We start from the raw sequence: 18,900 nt of genomic DNA on the forward strand, positions 1-18,900 counted from the left end.
CATGAGAAGGGATGCCGATTGAAAATGAAGAAGTAGTATGGGATCACGAATAGGTATCGGGAGGAAACATGGAAATCAAAGCATTTATTATCTTTGCAATCGTCATGCTCATTTTATTTTTAGTCGCTTCAAATCACATCATGCGTGTAGCAATCAAGCAAAACAAAGTTAAAAAAGGTTCAGCCCTTCGTTATATGGTCATTTCCATTTTTTCTGGCATTGTCATTGTTTCGTTTTCTATTTGGACATTCTTTATTAGCTGATTCATAAGAGAGGAATGAGTGTATGGTGCAATTGAAGAAACTTGCAAACGAGCGTTTTTCTGCCTTGGTCTGTATTGATTCATTTAATGAGCGAATTCGTTTGGACGACTATAGTGGCAGGGTGCGGGATGTCATTCAATCCGTTCTTCAGGAAGCGGCGGCCTGTAAGGCTTCTAAGGTCATTGTGAAAGTAAGACGTGAGCATGTGCCGCTTTTTTTAGAAAAAGGCTTTCGGCTTGAAGGCGTATTTTCTCATTATTTTCTTGGAAGTGACGCTTACGGTATGTCGCTTTTTCTCACTGAGGATCGAATGAACAGTTCGTATTGGTTGGAGGAAGATGAGATCGTAGCATCCATTCAAGCAAAAGAAATCAAAAAAGACCAAAGCACATGGCAGAATGAGTATGTGATGAGGAAAGCCGATCTGAAGGATGTGCACAAGCTGGCAAAGCTCTATGATACGGTCTTTGAAACGTATCCTACGCCAATGAACGAGCCAGATTATATTCAAAAGGTAATGGAGGAAGGGACGGTCTTTTATGCTGTTGAACACAACGGACACATTGTGAGTGCAGCATCCGCTGAAATCAATGCGCCGTATGGTCATGCGGAATTAACAGATTGTGCGACCCTTCCTGCATATAGAAAACTAGGATTCATGCATCATTTGATTCTAGCACTTGAAAAAGAACTCCAGTCGATGCATATCTATGTCTTTTATTCACTTGCTCGTGCACTGTCCTATGGAATGAATCAAGTGTTTTATCATCTTGGTTATACGTATACCGGGCGCTTCCAAAACAACTGCTATATTTTTGACAAAATTGAAGATATGAATCTATGGGTCAAAACGCCGAATGAATCATGAAATGGTTCTCATCTGATCAAGCAGACCAGATAGGCGGTACGCCATGATACTGAGCTGCAGCTTCATCCGATCATCAGTGGATTTAAGGCTGCAGCCTGTTCTCGTTTCAATTTGTTTCAGCCGGTAGCTTAATGTATGTCTGTGAATAAACAATTCTCCCGCAGATTTTTGAATATTTTCATTGTGCGCCAAATACACTTCGAGTGTATGGATCAGGTCAGCCCCTTGTTTTTTCGTATATAGCAAAGGACTTAACAGCTCCACGTAAAAATCATGCAAATTCATACCCGCTTCATTCATTTCAAGAAGCATCCCATATAAGCCGAGCTTTTGATAATGAATGATGCTTTCGTCTGTTTTTAAAAGCGGAAGAAGCCTTGCTGCATACTGCGCTTCCTTTGCGCTTTTTGCAAAGAGACTGATCTGGTCATAGGCTCTCCCAATACCAATGACAATCGGATGGACGGGGAAAAAATAAGACCAAGTACTCCGGCACTCCTCTGCTGCGCGATACCATTCCGCTTCTTGAAACGCTTTTTTTCCTGCGGGTGTTAGGACAAAAATGGAATCGAGTCTCGTCTTTAGTAAAAAAGGAATATGTCTGCGTTCAAAGATCGAGGTGAGTAATTGCGATAGACGCTGCATCATTTGGTGATCGAGCTGTGTGTGCTGATGCTGGAATTGAAAGTAGATCACCACCTGCTCCTCGCTCATATCATATTGCAGCTTTGTTGCTTGTTCGACCACGTAGCTTTCTTCTGTATATTGCTGCTGCAAAATATCATCTAACAAATGTCCCTGCATTTGGTTTTCTGTATCTTGAATGGCTTTTTGCTTCAGCCATTCAATCGCATACACGGCCCCGGCATGCTCGATCGCAATCGCGTCGAGATGATGCCACGTATCCTTTTTCTTTAAAGACACAATAAACCCGAAAATATCACCCATCGCAATCACCGGACATGCGGCGAGGACAAATGCTCCGCACGTGTCATAGACGAGCCGCCCTTTTTCCTCTGCCTGCTTGAGAAGGGGCATAGTTTCAATTGGTTCATGATCTGTCAGAAAGCCAAAAACAGGAGAGTACGTCACTTCATCTTTTATGAGATGAGCCGCTGTTTGATGTAAAAAGACATCAAGAACGACAATGTTCGCTGCAGTGAGATGTGCCAGTTCTTCTGTAATTTGCGTCACATTTTTATTCCTTACATTTAATTGGGTCAGTCTTTGATGAATCGCGGATGAATATTTAAGCTGATGAAGCTGGCTACTCACGATTTGTTCTAACACGGCTTTTGTAATATCTGAGAAATTGATGTGTGGCGGAATCTCGATGAGCGGAATGCCGCTATTTTTCGCCGCTTGAATGAGTGATGTTGGAATGTCGCTTAAGTACACACCTTTATAAATGGCGATAGCTGATAGCCTTTGAGATTGAATCAATTCCTCAAGCCGGGCGCGTCTTTCTTGATTGTCTGCGAGCCCAAATCCGGTTGTGACGAGTAATTCCCCTTCGGAAAGCCTCGACGTGTCCTCGATGATTTCCACGATGGTCACCCACTGAATGAGGCGATCCAGTCCATTTTCTCCAGCAAGCAGCTTTGTTCCCTTCATGATATCGAGCGAAAGTGCATCTTTGACGAGAATCGCCATAGACTCATGACCTCCTTTTGAACACTCTTATACACGATGTATAAAAAATGCGTCTGAAATTCGGGCATGTGGCGAATGGAGGATGACTGCCCTCTTGATTAAGCTAATCTTATAACAAGTATACAAAATTTTCTTGCGATTCATGAAAAAGAAAGAGGCAGCTGCTGACGAGAGAGGGAGGAATGGCAAAGTGGAGACCCGGGATTACTTAATCAAACCGATGTTGAATCAGCATTATCCTGTGGCTGTGAAAGGAGAGGGAATTTATTTATATGATCGGGACGGAAAAAAATATATAGATGGCTCATCGGGGGCTGTCACGGCAAGTATTGGACATGGCATACGTGAAATCATTGATGCCATGACCGAGCAAGCGGAAAAAGTGAGCTTTACGTACAGATCACAATTCACAAATGAACCAGCAGAAGAACTTGCCTATGAATTGAGTACGCTTTGTCCAGGTAACCTGAACTGGTCTTTTTTTGTCGGAAGCGGATCAGAGGCAACGGAAACGGCTATGAAAATTGCTATTCAGCATTGGCAGGAGCAGGGAAAGGCTGAGAAGAATCACATTATTTCACGATGGATGAGTTATCACGGCATCACCCTCGGTGCGCTGTCAATGTCCGGACATATTGCAAGGAGAGAGCGCTTTGAACCATTGCTCGAAAAGAACCCAGTGCTGTCTCCGCCATATAGCTATCGTTCATGGCTGCCGAAGGAAGAGGGCAAGCAGGTTGAATGGTATGTCCAGGAATTTAAAACCGTCATTCAGCGTATAGGAAAAGAGAGGATTGCCGCTTTTATTGCAGAGCCGATTGTCGGAGCATCGGGAGCGGCTCTAGTACCGCCAGACGGATATTTTGAAGCAATGAAGCGTGTCTGTGAGGAAAACGATATTTTAATGATTGCAGACGAAGTCATGACAGGCTTTGGACGAACTGGGAAAATGTTTGCGATGGAGCATTGGGGCATCGTACCAGATATTATGGTTCTAGGCAAAGGGATGAGTGCTGGCTATTCACCGATTGCGGCAGCCGTCTCAGCGGATCATGTCATCGCGCCAATTCTGAGCGGTTCCGGATCTGTGATGGCAGGTCATACCTATAGCGGCAATCCGCTTTCAGCAGCCGTCTCACTGGCTGTCATTCGATATATGAAAAAACATCAGCTTCCTGACCGAGCGGATCTGTCTGGCCGCTATTTAATGAATGCTTTAAAGGATATGCAAACAAACCATTTCATCATAGGAGATGTGAGAGGAAAGGGACTGCTCATTGGCATTGAGTTTGTCGCAGACCGCTTATCAAAAACACCATTTCCTGCACATGCACAGATGACCAATCTAGTCGTTGAGACGGCAAAGCAAAATGGCTTGCTCCTATACCCAGCAAGCGCCGGCGAGGATGGATTGGGAGGTGCAGCGGTCATGATCGCACCGCCGCTTTCTATCACGCAGCAGGAGATGGATGAACTCATTCAATTATTTGAGCAGACCATCACGCAGGTCGAACAAGAAGTCATCAACCGAGGGTTTTTCCCATCTGCGATGTAGGGAGGAAAGATGATGAACAAAACAGTGAATGTAGATGAAGTGATCACGCATTTTAGGGACGGCATGACCATCATGTTTGGCGGGTTTGGCGGCGTAGGGTCGCCGCCATCATTGATCGACGCCATTCTAGAAGCGAATATCAAAGATCTGACATTGATCGGAAACGATGCAGGCTTCCCGCAAATAGGTGTTGGCCGGCTGATCACAGAAGGAAGAGTCAAGAAGATCATTGCTTCTCATATTGGCTCAAATCCAATAGCCGGACAGAAAATGCAGGCAGGTACACTAGACGTTCATTTTTACCCGCAGGGCATTCTAGCAGAAAAAATTCGAGCAGGCGGGATGGGCTTGGCAGGCATTGTAACAGATGTCTGCATGGATAGCCTCAATCTCGATGAGAAGCAGCTCGTGCCGCTAAACGGAAAGACATATATCCTTGAGCCTGCGCTGACAGCGGATATTGCCATTGTGAATGCCCTCAAAGCAGATGAAGCAGGAAATCTGATATTTGATAAAAGTGCACGGAATACAAACCCGATTGTGGCGATGGCAGGAGACTGGACCATTGCGGAAGTGGAAGAGATCGTGCCTGTGGGCAGTCTTCATCCAGAGGAAATCGTGACACCAGGCGTATTTGTGAACCTGATCGTGCAATCAAAAGGAGTGAACTGGACATGGGCATGGGAGACAACGATATAAGACACCGCATAGCCAAACGGGCGGCGCAGGAAATTGAAGATGGCATGATCGTCAATCTTGGGATCGGCATCCCAACCCTTGCGGCTGATTACATTCCAGCGCATTACAACGTATGGCTTCATGCAGAAAACGGCATTATGGGGGCAGGCGCCTCACCAGCACAAGGAGAAGAAGATCCGAATTTGTGCAATGCCGGTGGTTTTCCTATTACGTTAACAAAAGGCGGCTCATACATGGACAGCACGACCGCTTTTGGCATCATTCGAAAAGGCATGCTGGATATGACGATTTTAGGTGCACTTGAAGTAAGCAGTCAGGGTGACCTTGCGAATTGGATTGTGCCAGGTAAACGAGTGCCTGGGATGGGCGGAGCGATTGAGCTTGCTCAAAAGGCGAAAAAGGTTGTGGTGGTGATGAGCCACCTTGATAAACACGGTGAGTCAAAGGTGAAATCTGCTTGCACACTGCCCTTAACTGCTAAGTCTTGTGTGGATCTGATTATAACGGATATTGCAGTCATTGAGGTCAAATCGCAGCTGCTCATTTTACGTGAAGTCATGCCCCCGTATCAGCCGGAAGATGTCATAAGGGCGACAGAGGCACCTTTAATTTTAGCGCCTGATGTCAAATCTGTTGTGTAGAAAGGATGAATGACTTGCAGCCAATCACACGTATCAGAAGCTGGATGAGAGAGCACCAAGATGAAGCGATTGCGCTTCTTCAGCAAATGGTGCAATGTGAGAGCACCCAAGGGAATGAACAAGGTGTGCAGCAAATCGTAGCAAATAAGCTGTCTGCCATTGGTTTTGATGTAGATGTATGGGACATTGGCGGAGAAGACTTGCTAGAACACCCGTATTTCTATTCCCCGAGACGTTCCTTTAAAGGAAGTCCCAATGTCGCCGGACGATTGAAGGGAAAAGGGGGCGGCAAATCCATTTTATTAAATGGGCACGTCGATGTTGTGCCAGCAGGAGATACGAAACAATGGACATATCCGCCCTACAGCGGGCATATCATAAACGGGAGACTTTATGGACGCGGGGCAACAGATATGAAAGGCGGAAACGTTTCTTTACTCTTTGCACTAGAGGCACTGCATGCACTACAGATTCCGCTGAAAGGAGATGTCGTGTTTCATAGTGTCGTCGAAGAAGAGAGCGGCGGTGCAGGCACCCTTGCAGCCATACTGAGAGGGTATACAGCAGATGCGGCCATCATTCCAGAACCAAGTCATATGAAAATCTTTCCGATTCAGCAGGGATCTAAGTGGTTCAGACTGCATATTAAAGGAAGGGCAGCTCATGGCGGAACAAGATATCATGGCGTTTCCGCTATTGAAAAAAGTATGATCGTTCTTTCACATATAGCAGCACTTGAAGAAGAACGAAATCAGCGCATCACAGAGCCGCTATTTCAGCATATCCCGATTCCAATCCCCATCAACATAGGGAAAATTCAAGGTGGTGATTGGCCGTCCTCTGTAGCAGATCTAGTCACAATGGAGGGAAGACTTGGTGTGATGCCAGGTGAAACGGTTGAGCAGGCAGAGAAGGAACTAGAAAATTGGATGATGAGACTTGGGGAAGAGGATGAATGGTTCAAAGAGCATTCTGTTAAAGTCGAATGGTTTGGTGCAAGATGGCTTCCAGGCTCAATCGATACGGACCATCCACTTTTAGGTCTATTGAAGGAACAATATGAAGCGGTCAAGAAGGAGCCGCCAAAGATCGAAGCCGCTCCTTGGGGAACAGACGGAGGATTACTGTCACAGGCGGCAGGTATCCCGATCATTGTCTTCGGACCTGGAACAACGGAGCTTGCCCATTTTCCGAATGAATCCATCGACATTGAGCATGTCATTGAAGCTGCAGAAATCATCGCAGGTACGATGGTGGAATGGTGTGAAGCAGCGGAGTGATATGAAAACGATCACAAAAAAAGAAGGCTGTCTCACTCAGCCTTCTCTTCATGTGTGTCCTGCTGCTCACACATATACGTCACTGGACAAAAACGAAGAATGCCAGATGCCAGTTTCATTCCGCCGAACATGATGCTGAAAAGCAGCATTTTACTCCATGGTTTTCTAGCATATAAAGAACCAGCCACAGTACATATTGTCATTCCACAGGCAATTCGAATGAGCGCTTCCATTAAGCCGAGATTAGGTTTCATTGAAGGTAAATCTCCTTTTTTAAATATTTTAAGTGTGATTTCAAGAAATTGTAACGTTTCATTAATGCGTAACGTGGTTCGTTATGTTACGATAGGGCTAATACAAATGAAGGAGAGTATGTGAATGTCCGAACGTACTTTTAATTGGAGAAACAATGACATCCGCACACAAATCGATGTAGTCGACTCAAAAATAGTTCCAACACTCCTTTTAACGAATGGACTCGTGCTAAACCCGTTTTTAAAACAATGGGTGAAGGCAAATATTTGGATACATGATGATCGAATTGTTTATGTCGGAGCAGAGCTTCCTCAAAATAAATCAGCTAAACGTGTGATTGATTGTGAAGGGAAATACATTGTGCCTGGGTATATAGAGCCTCACGCGCACCCGTTCCATATTTATAATCCCCAATCACTTGCAGAATATGTGTCTCAATTTGGCACAACAACGATGGTCAGTGATAACTTATTTCTTCTTTTGCAGAGCAATGAAAAGAAAGCGCTTTCCACTCTATGTGAATTAAAACAGCAGCCATTTCAGTATTTCTGGTGGTCTAGATACGATCTTCAAACTGAAGTCAGATATGAAGATGAGATGCTTCCTATCAACTACCGGAAGGAATGGATTGATCATCCTGATGTCCTTCAAGGCGGCGAATTAACAAGCTGGCCAAGATTGATGGACGGTGATGATCTCATTTTATATTGCATGCAAGAAACGAAGAAGCAGAGGAAACGAATTGAAGGGCATTTCCCCGGAGCTTCTGAGAAAACGCTAACAAAAATGAAGCTGTTTGGCGCGGACAGCGATCATGAAGCGATGAATGCAGACGATGTGCTAAAGCGCTTATCTCTTGGCTACCATGTCTCACTTCGTCATTCTTCCATCCGCCCAGATTTAGTGAACATTTTAAGAGAGCTGCACGAGCGTGACTTTAGACACTATGATCACTTCTTCTATACAACAGATGGAGCGGCGCCTCATTTTTATGAGGAGGGTATGATTAATCGTTTGATTTCAATTGCCCTTGAAGAAGGCGTGCCTATCATCGATGCATACAATATGGCGACCTTTAACATTGCGAAGTACTATCAAATTGATGACCTATTAGGGGTTGTCGGTCCAGGACGTCTGGCTTCATTGAATGTGTTAGATGATCCAATGAATCCAAATCCTGAAACGGTGATATCTAAAGGGGTTATCCTCAAATTAGATGGAGAGAACCAGCATCAATTTCAAGAAACTAAATGGGAAAATGGCGGGCTTGTTCCATTAGATTTAGGCTATGATCTGACGACGAGTGATTTGCAATTTTCCATGCCGCTAGGCGTCAAAATGAGAAATGCTGTCATCATGGAGCCTTATACAGTGGAGATTGATAACTCTGTGAACCAGCTGTCATGTGATCATGATCAAAGTTTCTTTAGCCTGATTGACCGAAAAGGCGAGTGGCGTGTGAATACGATGCTCAAAGGTTTTGCAAATAAAGTACAAGGTTTTGTCAGCTCATTTTCGCTCACGGGTGACATTTTAGTGATCGGGAAAAATAAAGAGGATATGATGCTGGCGCATAAGCGAATGAAAGAAATTGGCGGGGGAATCGTCCTCACAGAGAACGGGAAAATTTTGCACGAAATCCCGCTGCAATTATCAGGCTGTGCATCGGCTGAACCGTTTGAGACTGTTCTTCAGCAGATAGAAACCTTACGCAAGCTGCTCATTGAGCGAGGCTATCCATTTGATTGCCCAATTGATACACTCGTCTTTTTCCAAAGTACACATTTGCCGTATATTCGAGTGACACCAAGAGGAATATTTGATGTCATGAAAAAAACTGTACTCTTTCCGTCTATAATGCGTTAAAATATAACTGAGTGGAGCTGTATCATCTTTGCCACATTTCTGACAACTGTTATAGGGCAGACATGAGCAATGGATCTCTTCACTGCCATGTAAGTGAAAATACTTATGTGGAGTTGTTGAAGCAGAGGGCTTTGACATGACGAGTGAAATGGCCTGATTGAAAAATGAATCTGTCGGTTACGCTGGCCGACCAACATATTTTGAATAATTGAGCGAGGCGGGGCGCATGTTTGTGGTCTCGCCGAGCTTTCCGCACAACCTGTATTTTTAGGGCAGACCTAATGAAGCAGAAGTGATTCTGATATCGTAAGCAAACAAGTTTGTCAGATTGTCGAACAAGGAAAATGACAGAACTTGTCGAATTTGTATACGATAAAGAAGCTTCGGCTTACGAAAGAACTGACGGCATTTCCAGAGTAGAACCAAACCTGTCATGATTCGTTCAAAGCTCATTGCTGAGGTTGAAAAAAATAGTCAGGAAAGATACCGCTTTCTCTGCAGAATGTCGTGCGAAGCGGTGCCAATAGTAAAGGAGAAGATGTATAAAGATGCAAATTGATAAATTAAGGGGCAAAAGCTTAGATCAGTTATTCAACTCCATCTTATCCCTTAAAGACCTGGAAGAATGCTATCGATTCTTTGATGATTTGTGTACCATCAATGAAATCCAATCTTTATCACAGCGTCTTGAAGTAGCGCGTATGCTTCGCGAGGGGAACACGTATCATAAAATTGAGACGGAGACAGGTGCGAGCACTGCAACCATCTCACGAGTCAAACGCTGCTTGAACTACGGAAATGATGCCTATACAATGGCACTTGACCGCGTAGCAGAACAGCAGGCAAATGACGAAACAAAATAAAGCAGTTTTCACTGTAAACAATCCTTTTCAACAAGAATGGAGTTGTTTACAGTTTTTTTATGGAGAGCGCTGAAAAGGCAAGCAAGGACTGGCTTGAGAGAAGCAACAAACGGATCATTTAACCGAATAACTTTATCAGAAGGTTGTGGAGAAGAAAAAATGAGATTCAATGCTTTGATACCAGAGTTATCTGTAACAGACATCGAAAAGTCTAAATGGTTCTATATAGAATTGCTTGGTTTTAAATTGGAATATGAGCGTGAAGACGATAAATTTATATTTGTTTCGTTGGAAGAGGAAACACAAATGATGTTAGAAGAAATCAATGGCCATTGGGACACTGGGGAGTTAAAATACCCATTTGGACGGGGAATCAATTTTCAAATAGACATTGAAGACGTACAGCCTGTCATTGACCGTTTAAGAAAGCAAAACATTCCACTATTCAGAGAGCCAACTGTTAGCAAATATAAAAGTAATGATACTACGTTTATACAAAAGGAATTTCTTGTTCAAGATCCTGATGGATATTTACTTAGGTTCTCGCAAGAAATGGCAGGTTAACATGAAAGTCTCTTCCTGAATAGGGCGCGATTGTTGAATAAGTAAAATTAAGAGTGGCTGCGGCTACTCTTTTTTATTTTGAGATACATGAGTAACAGATACAAAAAATTGACTAATTTCGCCAAACCCGAACCTTCTTGTTTTTATTTTAGCTCGCCTATAAACCAGAGATGCCATCTTCGTCAGCGATGATGTCTTTAAAACCTATTGTTTGCCTATCCTTTGGCACAGATAAACCCCATTCCCTTTGAATGTTTCTCGCATCGGAAAGAGGCAGCCATCTCTGATCATCATCATGTCTATTGAAAAAGTCTTTAATATAGGAATCTCCTTTAAACACAATGATTTGTGATCCCCATTATTCAGTGGCATCTACTGCAACCACGACACGATATACTTCTCCATCAAGTGGCTTCAAATCAATGAGATGTTCAGCTCTATTTAGCAGTGTTTGAATGGACAATCGCTTGATTTTTTGAGGTGTTTTGCTTGAACAAATAAAATCATGCGCAACTGGTAGTGGGAGATGTCAATAACCTTGTTCAATATCTGCCGGGAACTCTTGTGTACCTTCCTCAATTCTTGTCACCATCTCATTCGTCTTCCGGTTCATCCCGCGAACCTTTTTCTCACGCATCCTCCATCTCTCCACTTCCTGGTCATTTGTCTAAGTTCTTTATACGCGATTGAGCCAAAATGTCAATTGAAAAAAATTGCAAAAACGCACCTTTCTCAAACTAGACGGATGGCTGTGTCCCTGAGAACGTCGGCACTTCACTTGTCTGACCATTTTCTTGTCTGTAGACAATATGTTTCTCATTAAAATGAATGGGAGATTCAATACCAGCGGCTGCGGATAAGTTAAACAAGCCTTCTCTTAGAGAAAGGATATAATTGCAGACTCGGTATTTCTTTTCTTCAATTGATAAACCCTTTTGCAGTTTTGGATCAGTTGTGGCGACCCCGACTGGGCATTTATTCGTGTGGCACACTTGGGCGCGAATGCATCCGACTGAAAACATGAGTCCCCGTGCGATATTGACAAAGTCAGCACCCATGGAAAGGGCAATTGCAATTTTATCTGGTGAGAGAAGTTTGCCAGAAGCAAAGAGTTTGACCTGATCTCTGACACCGTATTCCTTCAATATTTGATGAACCATTGGGAGTGCCGTGAAAATCGGTAGCCCTGCGGAATCTGCCAATTCATGAAAGGATGCACCAGTGCCTCCTTCTCCGCCATCCACTGTAATGAAATCAGGATGCTTTCCGCTTTTTTTCATGTACGCTGCAAGCTCTTCAATGTTTTCTTTATGTCCGACCACAAGCTTGATGCCGACAGGCTTTCCGCCTATACTTCGCAGCTGTTCAATGAAATCAAGCATATCCGGAATGGAGTGGAACATCTCAAATCGGTTTGGGCTGTCAATGGATTGGTGGGGCGGCAATTTACGGATGTTCGCAATTTCTTCGGTGACTTTTTTGCCGTCAATATGACCGCCGCGTGTTTTAGCTCCTTGTGCCAGCTTCAGCTCAAAGGCTTTGACTTCCTCGTGCTCGCTCTTTTTCTTAAATTCTTCAAAGGAAAAAGCGCCATCCTCTGTTCTCACGCCAAATAGACCGGGCCCAATCTGGCATATGATATCGGCTCCGCCTTTGAGGTGATAGGGAGAAAGCCCGCCTTCACCTGTGTTCATCCACGTACCGCCGGCCATCTTTAATCCCGAGGATAGTGCTGTAATGGCCCTGTCGCCTAAAGATCCGTAGCTCATGGCAGACTGTCCAATCAGGCCTTTTACACGGAATGGCTTTTGACATGTGTGCTCGCCAATCACTTGTACATCGTCTTGATGGAGATAGTAAGGTTTTGCTTCGACCTCTTTGGTATGTTCACTTCTTCGGAGTAAATTGTCTTGATCAATCTGGTACACTTTTGTTTGGATTTTTTCAGATTGATCGATACGTAACTCATCTCGCTGCTTTGGAAATAGGACGTTGCGAATGTAGTAACCAGGCTTGTCAAAATCACGTTTTGATCCAAAGCCCATCGTCCGGCTTTTGTACTTCCCAGACATAACAGCTTGCTCGTATTCTCTTCTTGAGAAAGGAAGCTCCTCGCGATCATTAAGAAACAGATATTGGCGAAGCTCAGGTCCTATTTTTTCAAAAATAAACCGCAGCTTTCCAATGACCGGATAGTTTCGCAGGACAGAATGCTCTTCCTGTTTTTCATCTCTCACCCAAATCCAGATGAATAAAATGATTGGTATGATGAAACAAATCACTAATAGTGTGCCAATGACAATGAAAGTTGTTGTCACGAAGATCCCCTCTTTTCTCTATCATTGCTGTTGTTATTCCACTTTTCATTGAAAGAGAAACCACTTCACCATATTGTGACGTTTAGAAATGAAAAGGCGGGGTAACTTACAAATAAGATCATAAGGGGAGGGAACATACATGAATAAGCGTCCGAATGCGTATGTACTTGCAGGATTAGGGGTTGGTGGTGCTGTGTTATTAGTAGTGAAAAATAAACAGCATCTCAAAAAATGGGCAAGCATGTTCCGCTCAGATGAAAAGATTCCTGAAAAAGCTGGACACCCTGATCCATTAGATATTCAAGACAACAAGATGGTCGATGAAGGGGCCATGACATCCGTCCATTATTTCAATGAAGTGAGACAATAGCTTGGAAAAACCGTTTTGACCATTCAAAACGGTTTTTTCTTGTCTTTTTTTTGACGTGATATCGATGAGGATCGACAATTGTAAAACCGATCAGCCCTTTGTGATCAGGCGTCGAGAAATGAAATTCAATGCCTGATAAATGATAGGTGGAGAGAACGTCCTGATCTGTAAAACGTAACGAAAGCTCATCCTCATAAACGGGTGCATGCTTCAAAACCTCGGCTTCTTCTGCAAATAACTCCAGACCAGCTACTCGGCCCTCTTTGTCGATATCTGCGTTCACACATTCATTCACATCTAATTCAATGGTTTCTTTGATTGTCCCGATTCCCACAGGCAGGAGATAGATGTATCCGATGTCGATTGTTTGATCATATGTGATGGTTCTTTTCAAATGAGTCACCTGCTTTATGTATGGTTTTTTGATCAATAGTAAAATGTCCCTTTATTGTATAATAACATGTGGTGATACAAAGCTCTCCTATCAGTGAACGGTCAAAGATCATCCCTCTCAGCTCCTATATGTTTTCAGCATTCTAACCTAAAGTCACGAACACCATTTTCAAAAGAATGAAACTTTTAGCTGAAGAAGGTTACCCATTTTTTGCGGTCACTGATTTTGTTATAATATTTAAATGGAATGAAACGAATGGAGGAACGTTTTTCATGTATGATGTTACCGAGTGGAAGCATGTCTTTAAACTCGATCCAAATAAAGAAATATCCGATGAACAGCTGGAGGCGATTTGCGAATCTGGTACGGATGCTATATTGATTGGCGGCAGTGACAATGTGACAGAGGACAACGTGCTTCAATTAATGTCAAAGGTCCGCCGGTTTCTTGTGCCATGTGTACTCGAAATCTCAACACATGAAATGATTGTGCCGGGCTTCGATCTGTATTTCATCCCGACCGTCTTAAACAGTTCTCATCCTGATTGGATTGTTGGGCTTCACAAGGATGCGATGAAGGAATTCGGTGATTTGATGTCGATGGAAGAGATCGTGCCTGAAGGCTATGTTATTTTAAATGAAGAGTGTAAAGCGGCCAAGCTCACAGAGGCAAATACAGCACTGGACATCGATGACGTAAGAGCATATGCAAGAGTGGCAGAGCATTTGATGAAGCTGCCCATTTTTTATCTAGAATACAGCGGAACGCTTGGAGATATAGAGCTTGTGAAAGAAACGAAAGCAGTGCTTTCTGATACGGTTCTTTTTTATGGCGGGGGCATTGAAAACGCAAAGCAGGCGGAAGATTTTGCGCAGCATGCGGACGTGGTTGTTGTAGGAAACGTCATTTATGACAATTTCAAAGAAGCATTAAAGACAGTGAGCGCAGTCAAAAAGTCATCATAGTCAAACAAGACGAAAAGGGTTAAAATAGAACATAAGTTCGAATTGGCGGTGAATGGAATGAATGAAATATCGAATCATCTATTAGAAGGGCTAAATGACGCGCAAAAAGAAGCGGTCAAAGCAACAGACGGTCCGCTACTCTTGATGGCAGGAGCAGGAAGCGGAAAAACGCGGGTGCTCACACACCGAATTGCCTACTTAATGGCAGAAAAGCATGTGGCTCCGTGGAACATTTTAGCGATTACGTTTACAAATAAAGCAGCACGTGAAATGCGTGAGCGTGTCCAAGCCATTTTAGGACCTGGTGCGGATGACATTTGGATCTCTACGTTCCACAGCATGTGTGTGCGTATTTTACGACGCGATATTGACCGTATTGGTGTAAATCGCAACTTCTCTATATTAGACACATCTGATCAGCTTTCAGTCATTAAAAACATTTTAAAAGAACGAAATATCGATCCTAAAAAGTTCGATCCTCGCAGCATTTTAGGATCAATCAGCAGTGCAAAAAACGAACTCATTGACGCAGAGGAATACGCCAAAACAGCCAGTGATTTCTATGATCAAGTGGTCAGCGATGTCTACACAGATTACCAAAAGCGATTACTCAAGAACCAATCACTCGATTTTGATGATCTTATTATGATGACGATTCGTCTGTTTGAGCGCATCCCTGAAGTATTAGAACACTATCAGCGAAAATTTCAATACATTCATGTCGATGAGTATCAGGATACGAACAGAGCGCAGTACATGCTTGTGAAACTGCTTGCTCAGCGTTTTCAAAATATATGTGTGGTCGGTGACTCGGATCAGTCCATCTACCGCTGGCGCGGAGCGGATATTACAAACATTCTCTCCTTTGAAAAAGATTATCCATCCAGTGAAGTGATTCTGCTTGAGCAAAATTACAGATCGACGAAACGTATACTGAATGCCGCAAACACGGTGATTCAAAACAATTCAAACCGTAAGCCGAAAAACCTTTGGACAGAAAATGATGAAGGGGCGAAGATTGCCTATTACCGTGCAGATAATGAATTCGGCGAGGGTCAATTTGTTGCTGGAAAGATTCATCAGCTTCATCAGAGCGGTAAGCGTAAATTATCCGATTTTGCGATTCTTTATCGAACCAATGCCCAGTCTCGTGTCATAGAGGAAACATTATTGAAGTCAAACATTCAATACAACATTGTCGGCGGCACAAAGTTCTATGACAGAAAAGAGATCAAGGACATTTTGGCGTACTTACGCCTAGTAGCTAACCCAGATGACGACATTAGCTTTGCACGAATTGTGAACGTACCAAAGCGCGGAATCGGTGCGACATCTGTTGATAAAATCGCAGCATACGCGGAGATGAATGACCTGTCTATGTTTGAAGCGCTTGGTCAGGTAGATTTCATTGGACTCAGTGCAAGGGCAACCAATGCACTTGATGAATTCAAACAGCTCATTGATCAAATGACAAATATGCAGGATTATTTATCTGTCACAGAACTAACAGAAGAAATTTTAGAGAAAACAGGCTATCGTGAAGCACTAAAGGTTGAAAAAACGATTGAAGCACAAAGCCGTCTAGAAAATATTGACGAGTTTCTCTCTGTGACTAAGAACTTTGAAGAACAAAATGAAGACAAGTCCCTTGTGACCTTCCTGACAGATCTCGCTCTTGTCGCAGACATTGATAAGCTGGATGAGAATGAGGAAGAAGATCAAGATGCGGTCATTTTAATGACGCTTCACGCCGCAAAAGGTCTAGAATTCCCGGTTGTCTTCTTAATGGGCATGGAGGAAGGTGTCTTCCCGCACAGCCGCTCATTAATGGAAGATGCAGAAATGGAAGAAGAGCGCCGCCTTGCTTATGTAGGCATCACACGGGCGGAAGAAGAGCTTTATTTATCAAGTGCCAAGATGAGAACACTCTTCGGCCGGACAAACATGAACCTTGAATCAAGATTCATTCGAGAAATACCAGCCGATTTATTGGACAACCTAAATGAGAAAAAAGAAACGAAAACACCATTTGGCCAAACTAGAGAAAGACCACAAAGACGGGGACCTGTCTCACGTCCACAAACTCAAACCATTCAAAACACAGGCGGCGGAAGTATTGGCTGGGCTGTGGGCGATAAAGCGGCTCATAAAAAATGGGGCGTTGGAACGGTTGTGAGCGTAAAAGGCAGTGGAGACAGCACAGAGCTTGATATTGCCTTCCCAAGCCCTACAGGCATTAAGCGTCTTCTCGCAGCATTTGCGCCAATTGAGAAGCAATAAACCGATAAGACTTATAAAACGGATGAATTGAAAGGAAGAAGCAGATGGATAAAGAAGCAGCGAAACGCCGGATCGAGGAACTGCACCAGATTTTGAACCAATACAACTACGAATATCATACACTGGATCGTCCAAGTGTTCCTGACGCTGAATATGATGCGCGGATGCGTGAGCTGATCTCTTTAGAGGAAGAGCACCCTGATTTAAAAGCAGCGGACTCCCCCTCACAAAGAGTAGGAGGCGCTGTGTTAGACGCCTTCCAAAAAGTGCGCCACGGCACACCGATGCTCAGCCTTGGGAATGCGTTTAATGAACAGGACCTTCTTGATTTTGACCGCCGGGTTCGTCAAGCAGTTGGTGACGACGTCGCTTACAATGTCGAGCTGAAAATTGACGGACTCGCTGTTTCTCTCCGTTATGAAAATGGCCTGTTTGTCCGAGGTGCCACACGTGGAGATGGGACAACGGGTGAGGATATTACTGAAAACCTCAAAACCATTCGTTCCATCCCGCTCAAAATCAAACGTCCTTTGTCAATTGAAGTGAGAGGCGAGGCATTTATGCCAAAACCTTCTTTTGAAGCATTAAACGAAAAAAGATTACAAAACGAAGAAGAGCCGTTTGCGAACCCGCGTAATGCGGCGGCAGGCTCGCTTCGTCAGCTTGATACGAAAATTGCGGCGAAACGAAACCTTGATATCTTCGTCTACAGTATAGCGGAGCTTGATGAAATCGGTGTTGAATCGCAAAGCGAAGGACTTGATCTTCTCGACGAACTTGGCTTTAAAACGAACAAAGAAAGACGGATGTGCCAAACAATTGAAGAAGTGATCGAGCTTATTGAAACACTGAAAACGAAGCGTGCCGATTTTTCATATGAAATCGATGGAATTGTGATCAAAGTCGATTCGTTAGCTCAGCAAGAAGAGCTCGGCTTTACAGCAAAAAGTCCCCGCTGGGCTGTTGCGTACAAGTTTCCAGCTGAAGAGGTCGTGACAAAGCTGCTTGATATTGAACTAAGTGTCGGGCGTACAGGTGTCATCACACCAACGGCGATCCTTGAGCCTGTCAAAGTAGCAGGAACGACAGTGCAGCGTGCTTCTCTTCATAATGAAGATTTGATCAAAGAAAAGGATATTCGCCTTTTTGATCAAGTGATTGTGAAAAAAGCGGGCGATATTATTCCGGAAGTGGCAGGCGTACTGATCGATCAGCGTACAGGAGAAGAAAAGCCGTTTCACATGCCGACTGAATGCCCGGAGTGTCATAGTGAGCTGGTGAGAATTGAAGGCGAAGTGGCTTTGCGTTGCATCAATCCAGAATGCCCTGCCCAAATACGTGAGGGACTCATTCACTTTGTTTCCCGCAATGCAATGAACATTGATGGGCTTGGCGAGCGGGTCATTACACAGCTTTTCCAAGAACAGCTTGTCTCTCGTGTGTCTGATCTTTACCGCTTAACGAAAGAAGAGCTCATTCAGCTTGAGCGAATGGGCGAAAAATCTGTCGACAATTTACTGCGTTCGATTGAGCAATCGAAAGAAAACTCTCTAGAGCGTTTACTATTTGGACTCGGTATACGATTTATTGGCTCTAAAGCGGCGAAGACCTTGGCGATGCATTTCGGCGATATCGATCAATTAAAGCAAGCGACGAAAGAACAATTACTCGAAGTCGATGAAATCGGTGAAAAAATGGCTGATGCTGTCGTTACGTACTTTGAGAAAGAAGAAATACTCAATCTGCTAAATGAACTAAAAGAGCTTGGGGTCAATATGACCTATACAGGACCAAAACCGGTGAAGGTTGAAGAAAGTGATTCCTATTTTGCAGGTAAAACCATTGTGTTGACAGGGAAATTAGAAGAAATGGCTCGAAACGATGCAAAAGCAGCGATCGAAGCATTAGGCGGTAAACTGGCAGGTAGTGTGAGTAAAAAAACAGATCTAGTCATAGCCGGAGAAGCAGCGGGAAGTAAGCTGACAAAGGCAGAAGAACTCAATATTGAAATTTGGGACGAAGCTAAAATGCTCGAGGAGCTAAAGAAATAAGAGGAGTGTTTTCTA

17 protein-coding genes and 1 pseudogene are annotated in these 18,900 nt (G+C 43.7%); 13 read left to right on the plus strand and 5 right to left on the minus strand.

The window, feature by feature from the left end; all coding sequences use genetic code 11:
• Positions 1-68: 68 nt before the first annotated feature.
• Together MHI11_RS03340 and ablB are read left to right on the plus strand one after the other, a co-directional pair.
• Positions 69-263 carry a hypothetical protein gene (locus MHI11_RS03340; protein ID WP_340960440.1) on the plus strand — a complete coding sequence of 65 codons (195 nt, stop codon included), beginning with the start codon at positions 69-71 and terminating at the stop codon, positions 261-263.
• A gap of 22 nt (positions 264-285) precedes the next feature.
• Positions 286-1,131 carry a putative beta-lysine N-acetyltransferase gene (ablB, locus tag MHI11_RS03345; protein ID WP_340960441.1) on the plus strand — a complete coding sequence of 282 codons (846 nt, stop codon included), beginning with the start codon at positions 286-288 and terminating at the stop codon, positions 1,129-1,131.
• On the opposite strand, the gene MHI11_RS03350 is transcribed toward ablB, so the two are convergent.
• Positions 1,126-2,784 (minus strand): PucR family transcriptional regulator, encoded by a 1,659-nt coding sequence (locus tag MHI11_RS03350; protein WP_340960442.1) that lies wholly within the window; start codon positions 2,782-2,784, stop codon positions 1,126-1,128. The two genes, ablB and MHI11_RS03350, sit on opposite strands and share 6 nt — an antisense overlap.
• Positions 2,785-2,974: 190 nt before the next feature.
• Between MHI11_RS03350 and MHI11_RS03355 the strand changes: the two genes are divergently transcribed.
• The 4 genes from MHI11_RS03355 to MHI11_RS03370 are packed head-to-tail and all read left to right on the plus strand — an operon-like array spanning position 2,975 to position 6,959.
• Positions 2,975-4,339: an aspartate aminotransferase family protein gene (locus MHI11_RS03355; protein WP_340960443.1), complete on the plus strand. Its 1,365-nt coding sequence runs from the start codon at positions 2,975-2,977 to the stop codon at positions 4,337-4,339.
• Positions 4,340-4,351: 12 nt separating this feature from the next.
• Positions 4,352-5,038, plus strand: a complete 687-nt coding sequence (locus tag MHI11_RS03360; RefSeq protein ID WP_340960444.1) for a CoA transferase subunit A — start codon at positions 4,352-4,354, stop codon at positions 5,036-5,038.
• Complete coding sequence (locus MHI11_RS03365; RefSeq protein WP_340960446.1) at positions 5,014-5,679, plus strand: 3-oxoacid CoA-transferase subunit B; 666 nt, start codon at positions 5,014-5,016, stop codon at positions 5,677-5,679. The genes MHI11_RS03360 and MHI11_RS03365 overlap by 25 nt, the downstream gene beginning before the upstream one ends.
• A 14-nt stretch (positions 5,680-5,693) precedes the next feature.
• The gene (locus MHI11_RS03370; RefSeq protein WP_340960448.1) at positions 5,694-6,959 is read left to right on the plus strand and encodes a peptidase; all 1,266 of its coding nucleotides are present in this window, start codon (positions 5,694-5,696) and stop codon (positions 6,957-6,959) included.
• Between the two features lie 32 nt (positions 6,960-6,991).
• On the opposite strand, the gene MHI11_RS03375 is transcribed toward MHI11_RS03370, so the two are convergent.
• The gene (locus MHI11_RS03375; RefSeq protein WP_106066665.1) at positions 6,992-7,213 is read right to left on the minus strand and encodes a YgaP family membrane protein; all 222 of its coding nucleotides are present in this window, start codon (positions 7,211-7,213) and stop codon (positions 6,992-6,994) included.
• 124 nt (positions 7,214-7,337) lie between these two features.
• On the opposite strand from MHI11_RS03375, the gene MHI11_RS03380 reads away from it, so the two are divergent.
• From MHI11_RS03380 to MHI11_RS03390, 3 genes are all read left to right on the plus strand, one after another.
• Positions 7,338-9,080 carry an adenine deaminase C-terminal domain-containing protein gene (locus tag MHI11_RS03380; protein WP_106036058.1) on the plus strand — a complete coding sequence of 581 codons (1,743 nt, stop codon included), beginning with the start codon at positions 7,338-7,340 and terminating at the stop codon, positions 9,078-9,080.
• A 548-nt stretch (positions 9,081-9,628) separates the two neighbouring features.
• Positions 9,629-9,943: a YerC/YecD family TrpR-related protein gene (locus tag MHI11_RS03385; RefSeq protein ID WP_003214053.1), complete on the plus strand. Its 315-nt coding sequence runs from the start codon at positions 9,629-9,631 to the stop codon at positions 9,941-9,943.
• A 93-nt stretch (positions 9,944-10,036) separates the two neighbouring features.
• Entirely contained in the window at positions 10,037-10,507 is a 471-nt protein-coding gene (locus MHI11_RS03390) for a bleomycin resistance protein (protein WP_437435413.1), read from the plus strand.
• Between the two features lie 143 nt (positions 10,508-10,650).
• On the opposite strand, the pseudogene MHI11_RS03395 reads toward MHI11_RS03390, so the two are convergent.
• A pseudogene (locus MHI11_RS03395) lies at positions 10,651-11,144 on the minus strand (DUF3916 domain-containing protein).
• Between the two features lie 100 nt (positions 11,145-11,244).
• The gene (locus tag MHI11_RS03400) at positions 11,245-12,825 is read right to left on the minus strand and encodes an FMN-binding glutamate synthase family protein (RefSeq protein ID WP_265208826.1); all 1,581 of its coding nucleotides are present in this window, start codon (positions 12,823-12,825) and stop codon (positions 11,245-11,247) included.
• A 139-nt stretch (positions 12,826-12,964) separates the two neighbouring features.
• On the opposite strand from MHI11_RS03400, the gene MHI11_RS03405 reads away from it, so the two are divergent.
• Positions 12,965-13,195 (plus strand): hypothetical protein, encoded by a 231-nt coding sequence (locus MHI11_RS03405; RefSeq protein ID WP_106072537.1) that lies wholly within the window; start codon positions 12,965-12,967, stop codon positions 13,193-13,195.
• Here the strand turns inward: MHI11_RS03405 and MHI11_RS03410 are convergent.
• Complete coding sequence (locus MHI11_RS03410; protein WP_113768329.1) at positions 13,176-13,589, minus strand: DUF2283 domain-containing protein; 414 nt, start codon at positions 13,587-13,589, stop codon at positions 13,176-13,178. The two genes, MHI11_RS03405 and MHI11_RS03410, sit on opposite strands and share 20 nt — an antisense overlap.
• Positions 13,590-13,861: 272 nt before the next feature.
• On the opposite strand from MHI11_RS03410, the gene MHI11_RS03415 reads away from it, so the two are divergent.
• The 3 genes from MHI11_RS03415 to ligA are packed head-to-tail and all read left to right on the plus strand — an operon-like array spanning position 13,862 to position 18,885.
• On the plus strand, positions 13,862-14,554 hold the full coding sequence (locus MHI11_RS03415; RefSeq protein ID WP_041816135.1) for a heptaprenylglyceryl phosphate synthase: 693 nt from the start codon (positions 13,862-13,864) through the stop codon (positions 14,552-14,554).
• Between the two features lie 57 nt (positions 14,555-14,611).
• Positions 14,612-16,834 carry a DNA helicase PcrA gene (gene pcrA / locus MHI11_RS03420; protein ID WP_340960449.1) on the plus strand — a complete coding sequence of 741 codons (2,223 nt, stop codon included), beginning with the start codon at positions 14,612-14,614 and terminating at the stop codon, positions 16,832-16,834.
• A 44-nt stretch (positions 16,835-16,878) separates the two neighbouring features.
• A complete protein-coding gene (gene ligA, locus MHI11_RS03425) occupies positions 16,879-18,885 on the plus strand; it encodes an NAD-dependent DNA ligase LigA (protein WP_340960450.1) in 2,007 nt (668 codons plus the stop codon).
• The last annotated feature ends 15 nt before the right edge of the window (positions 18,886-18,900 follow it).

This window comes from Bacillus sp. FSL K6-3312, from assembly GCF_038007485.1.
Taxonomy (GTDB): Bacteria; Bacillota; Bacilli; order Bacillales; family Bacillaceae; genus Bacillus; species Bacillus pumilus.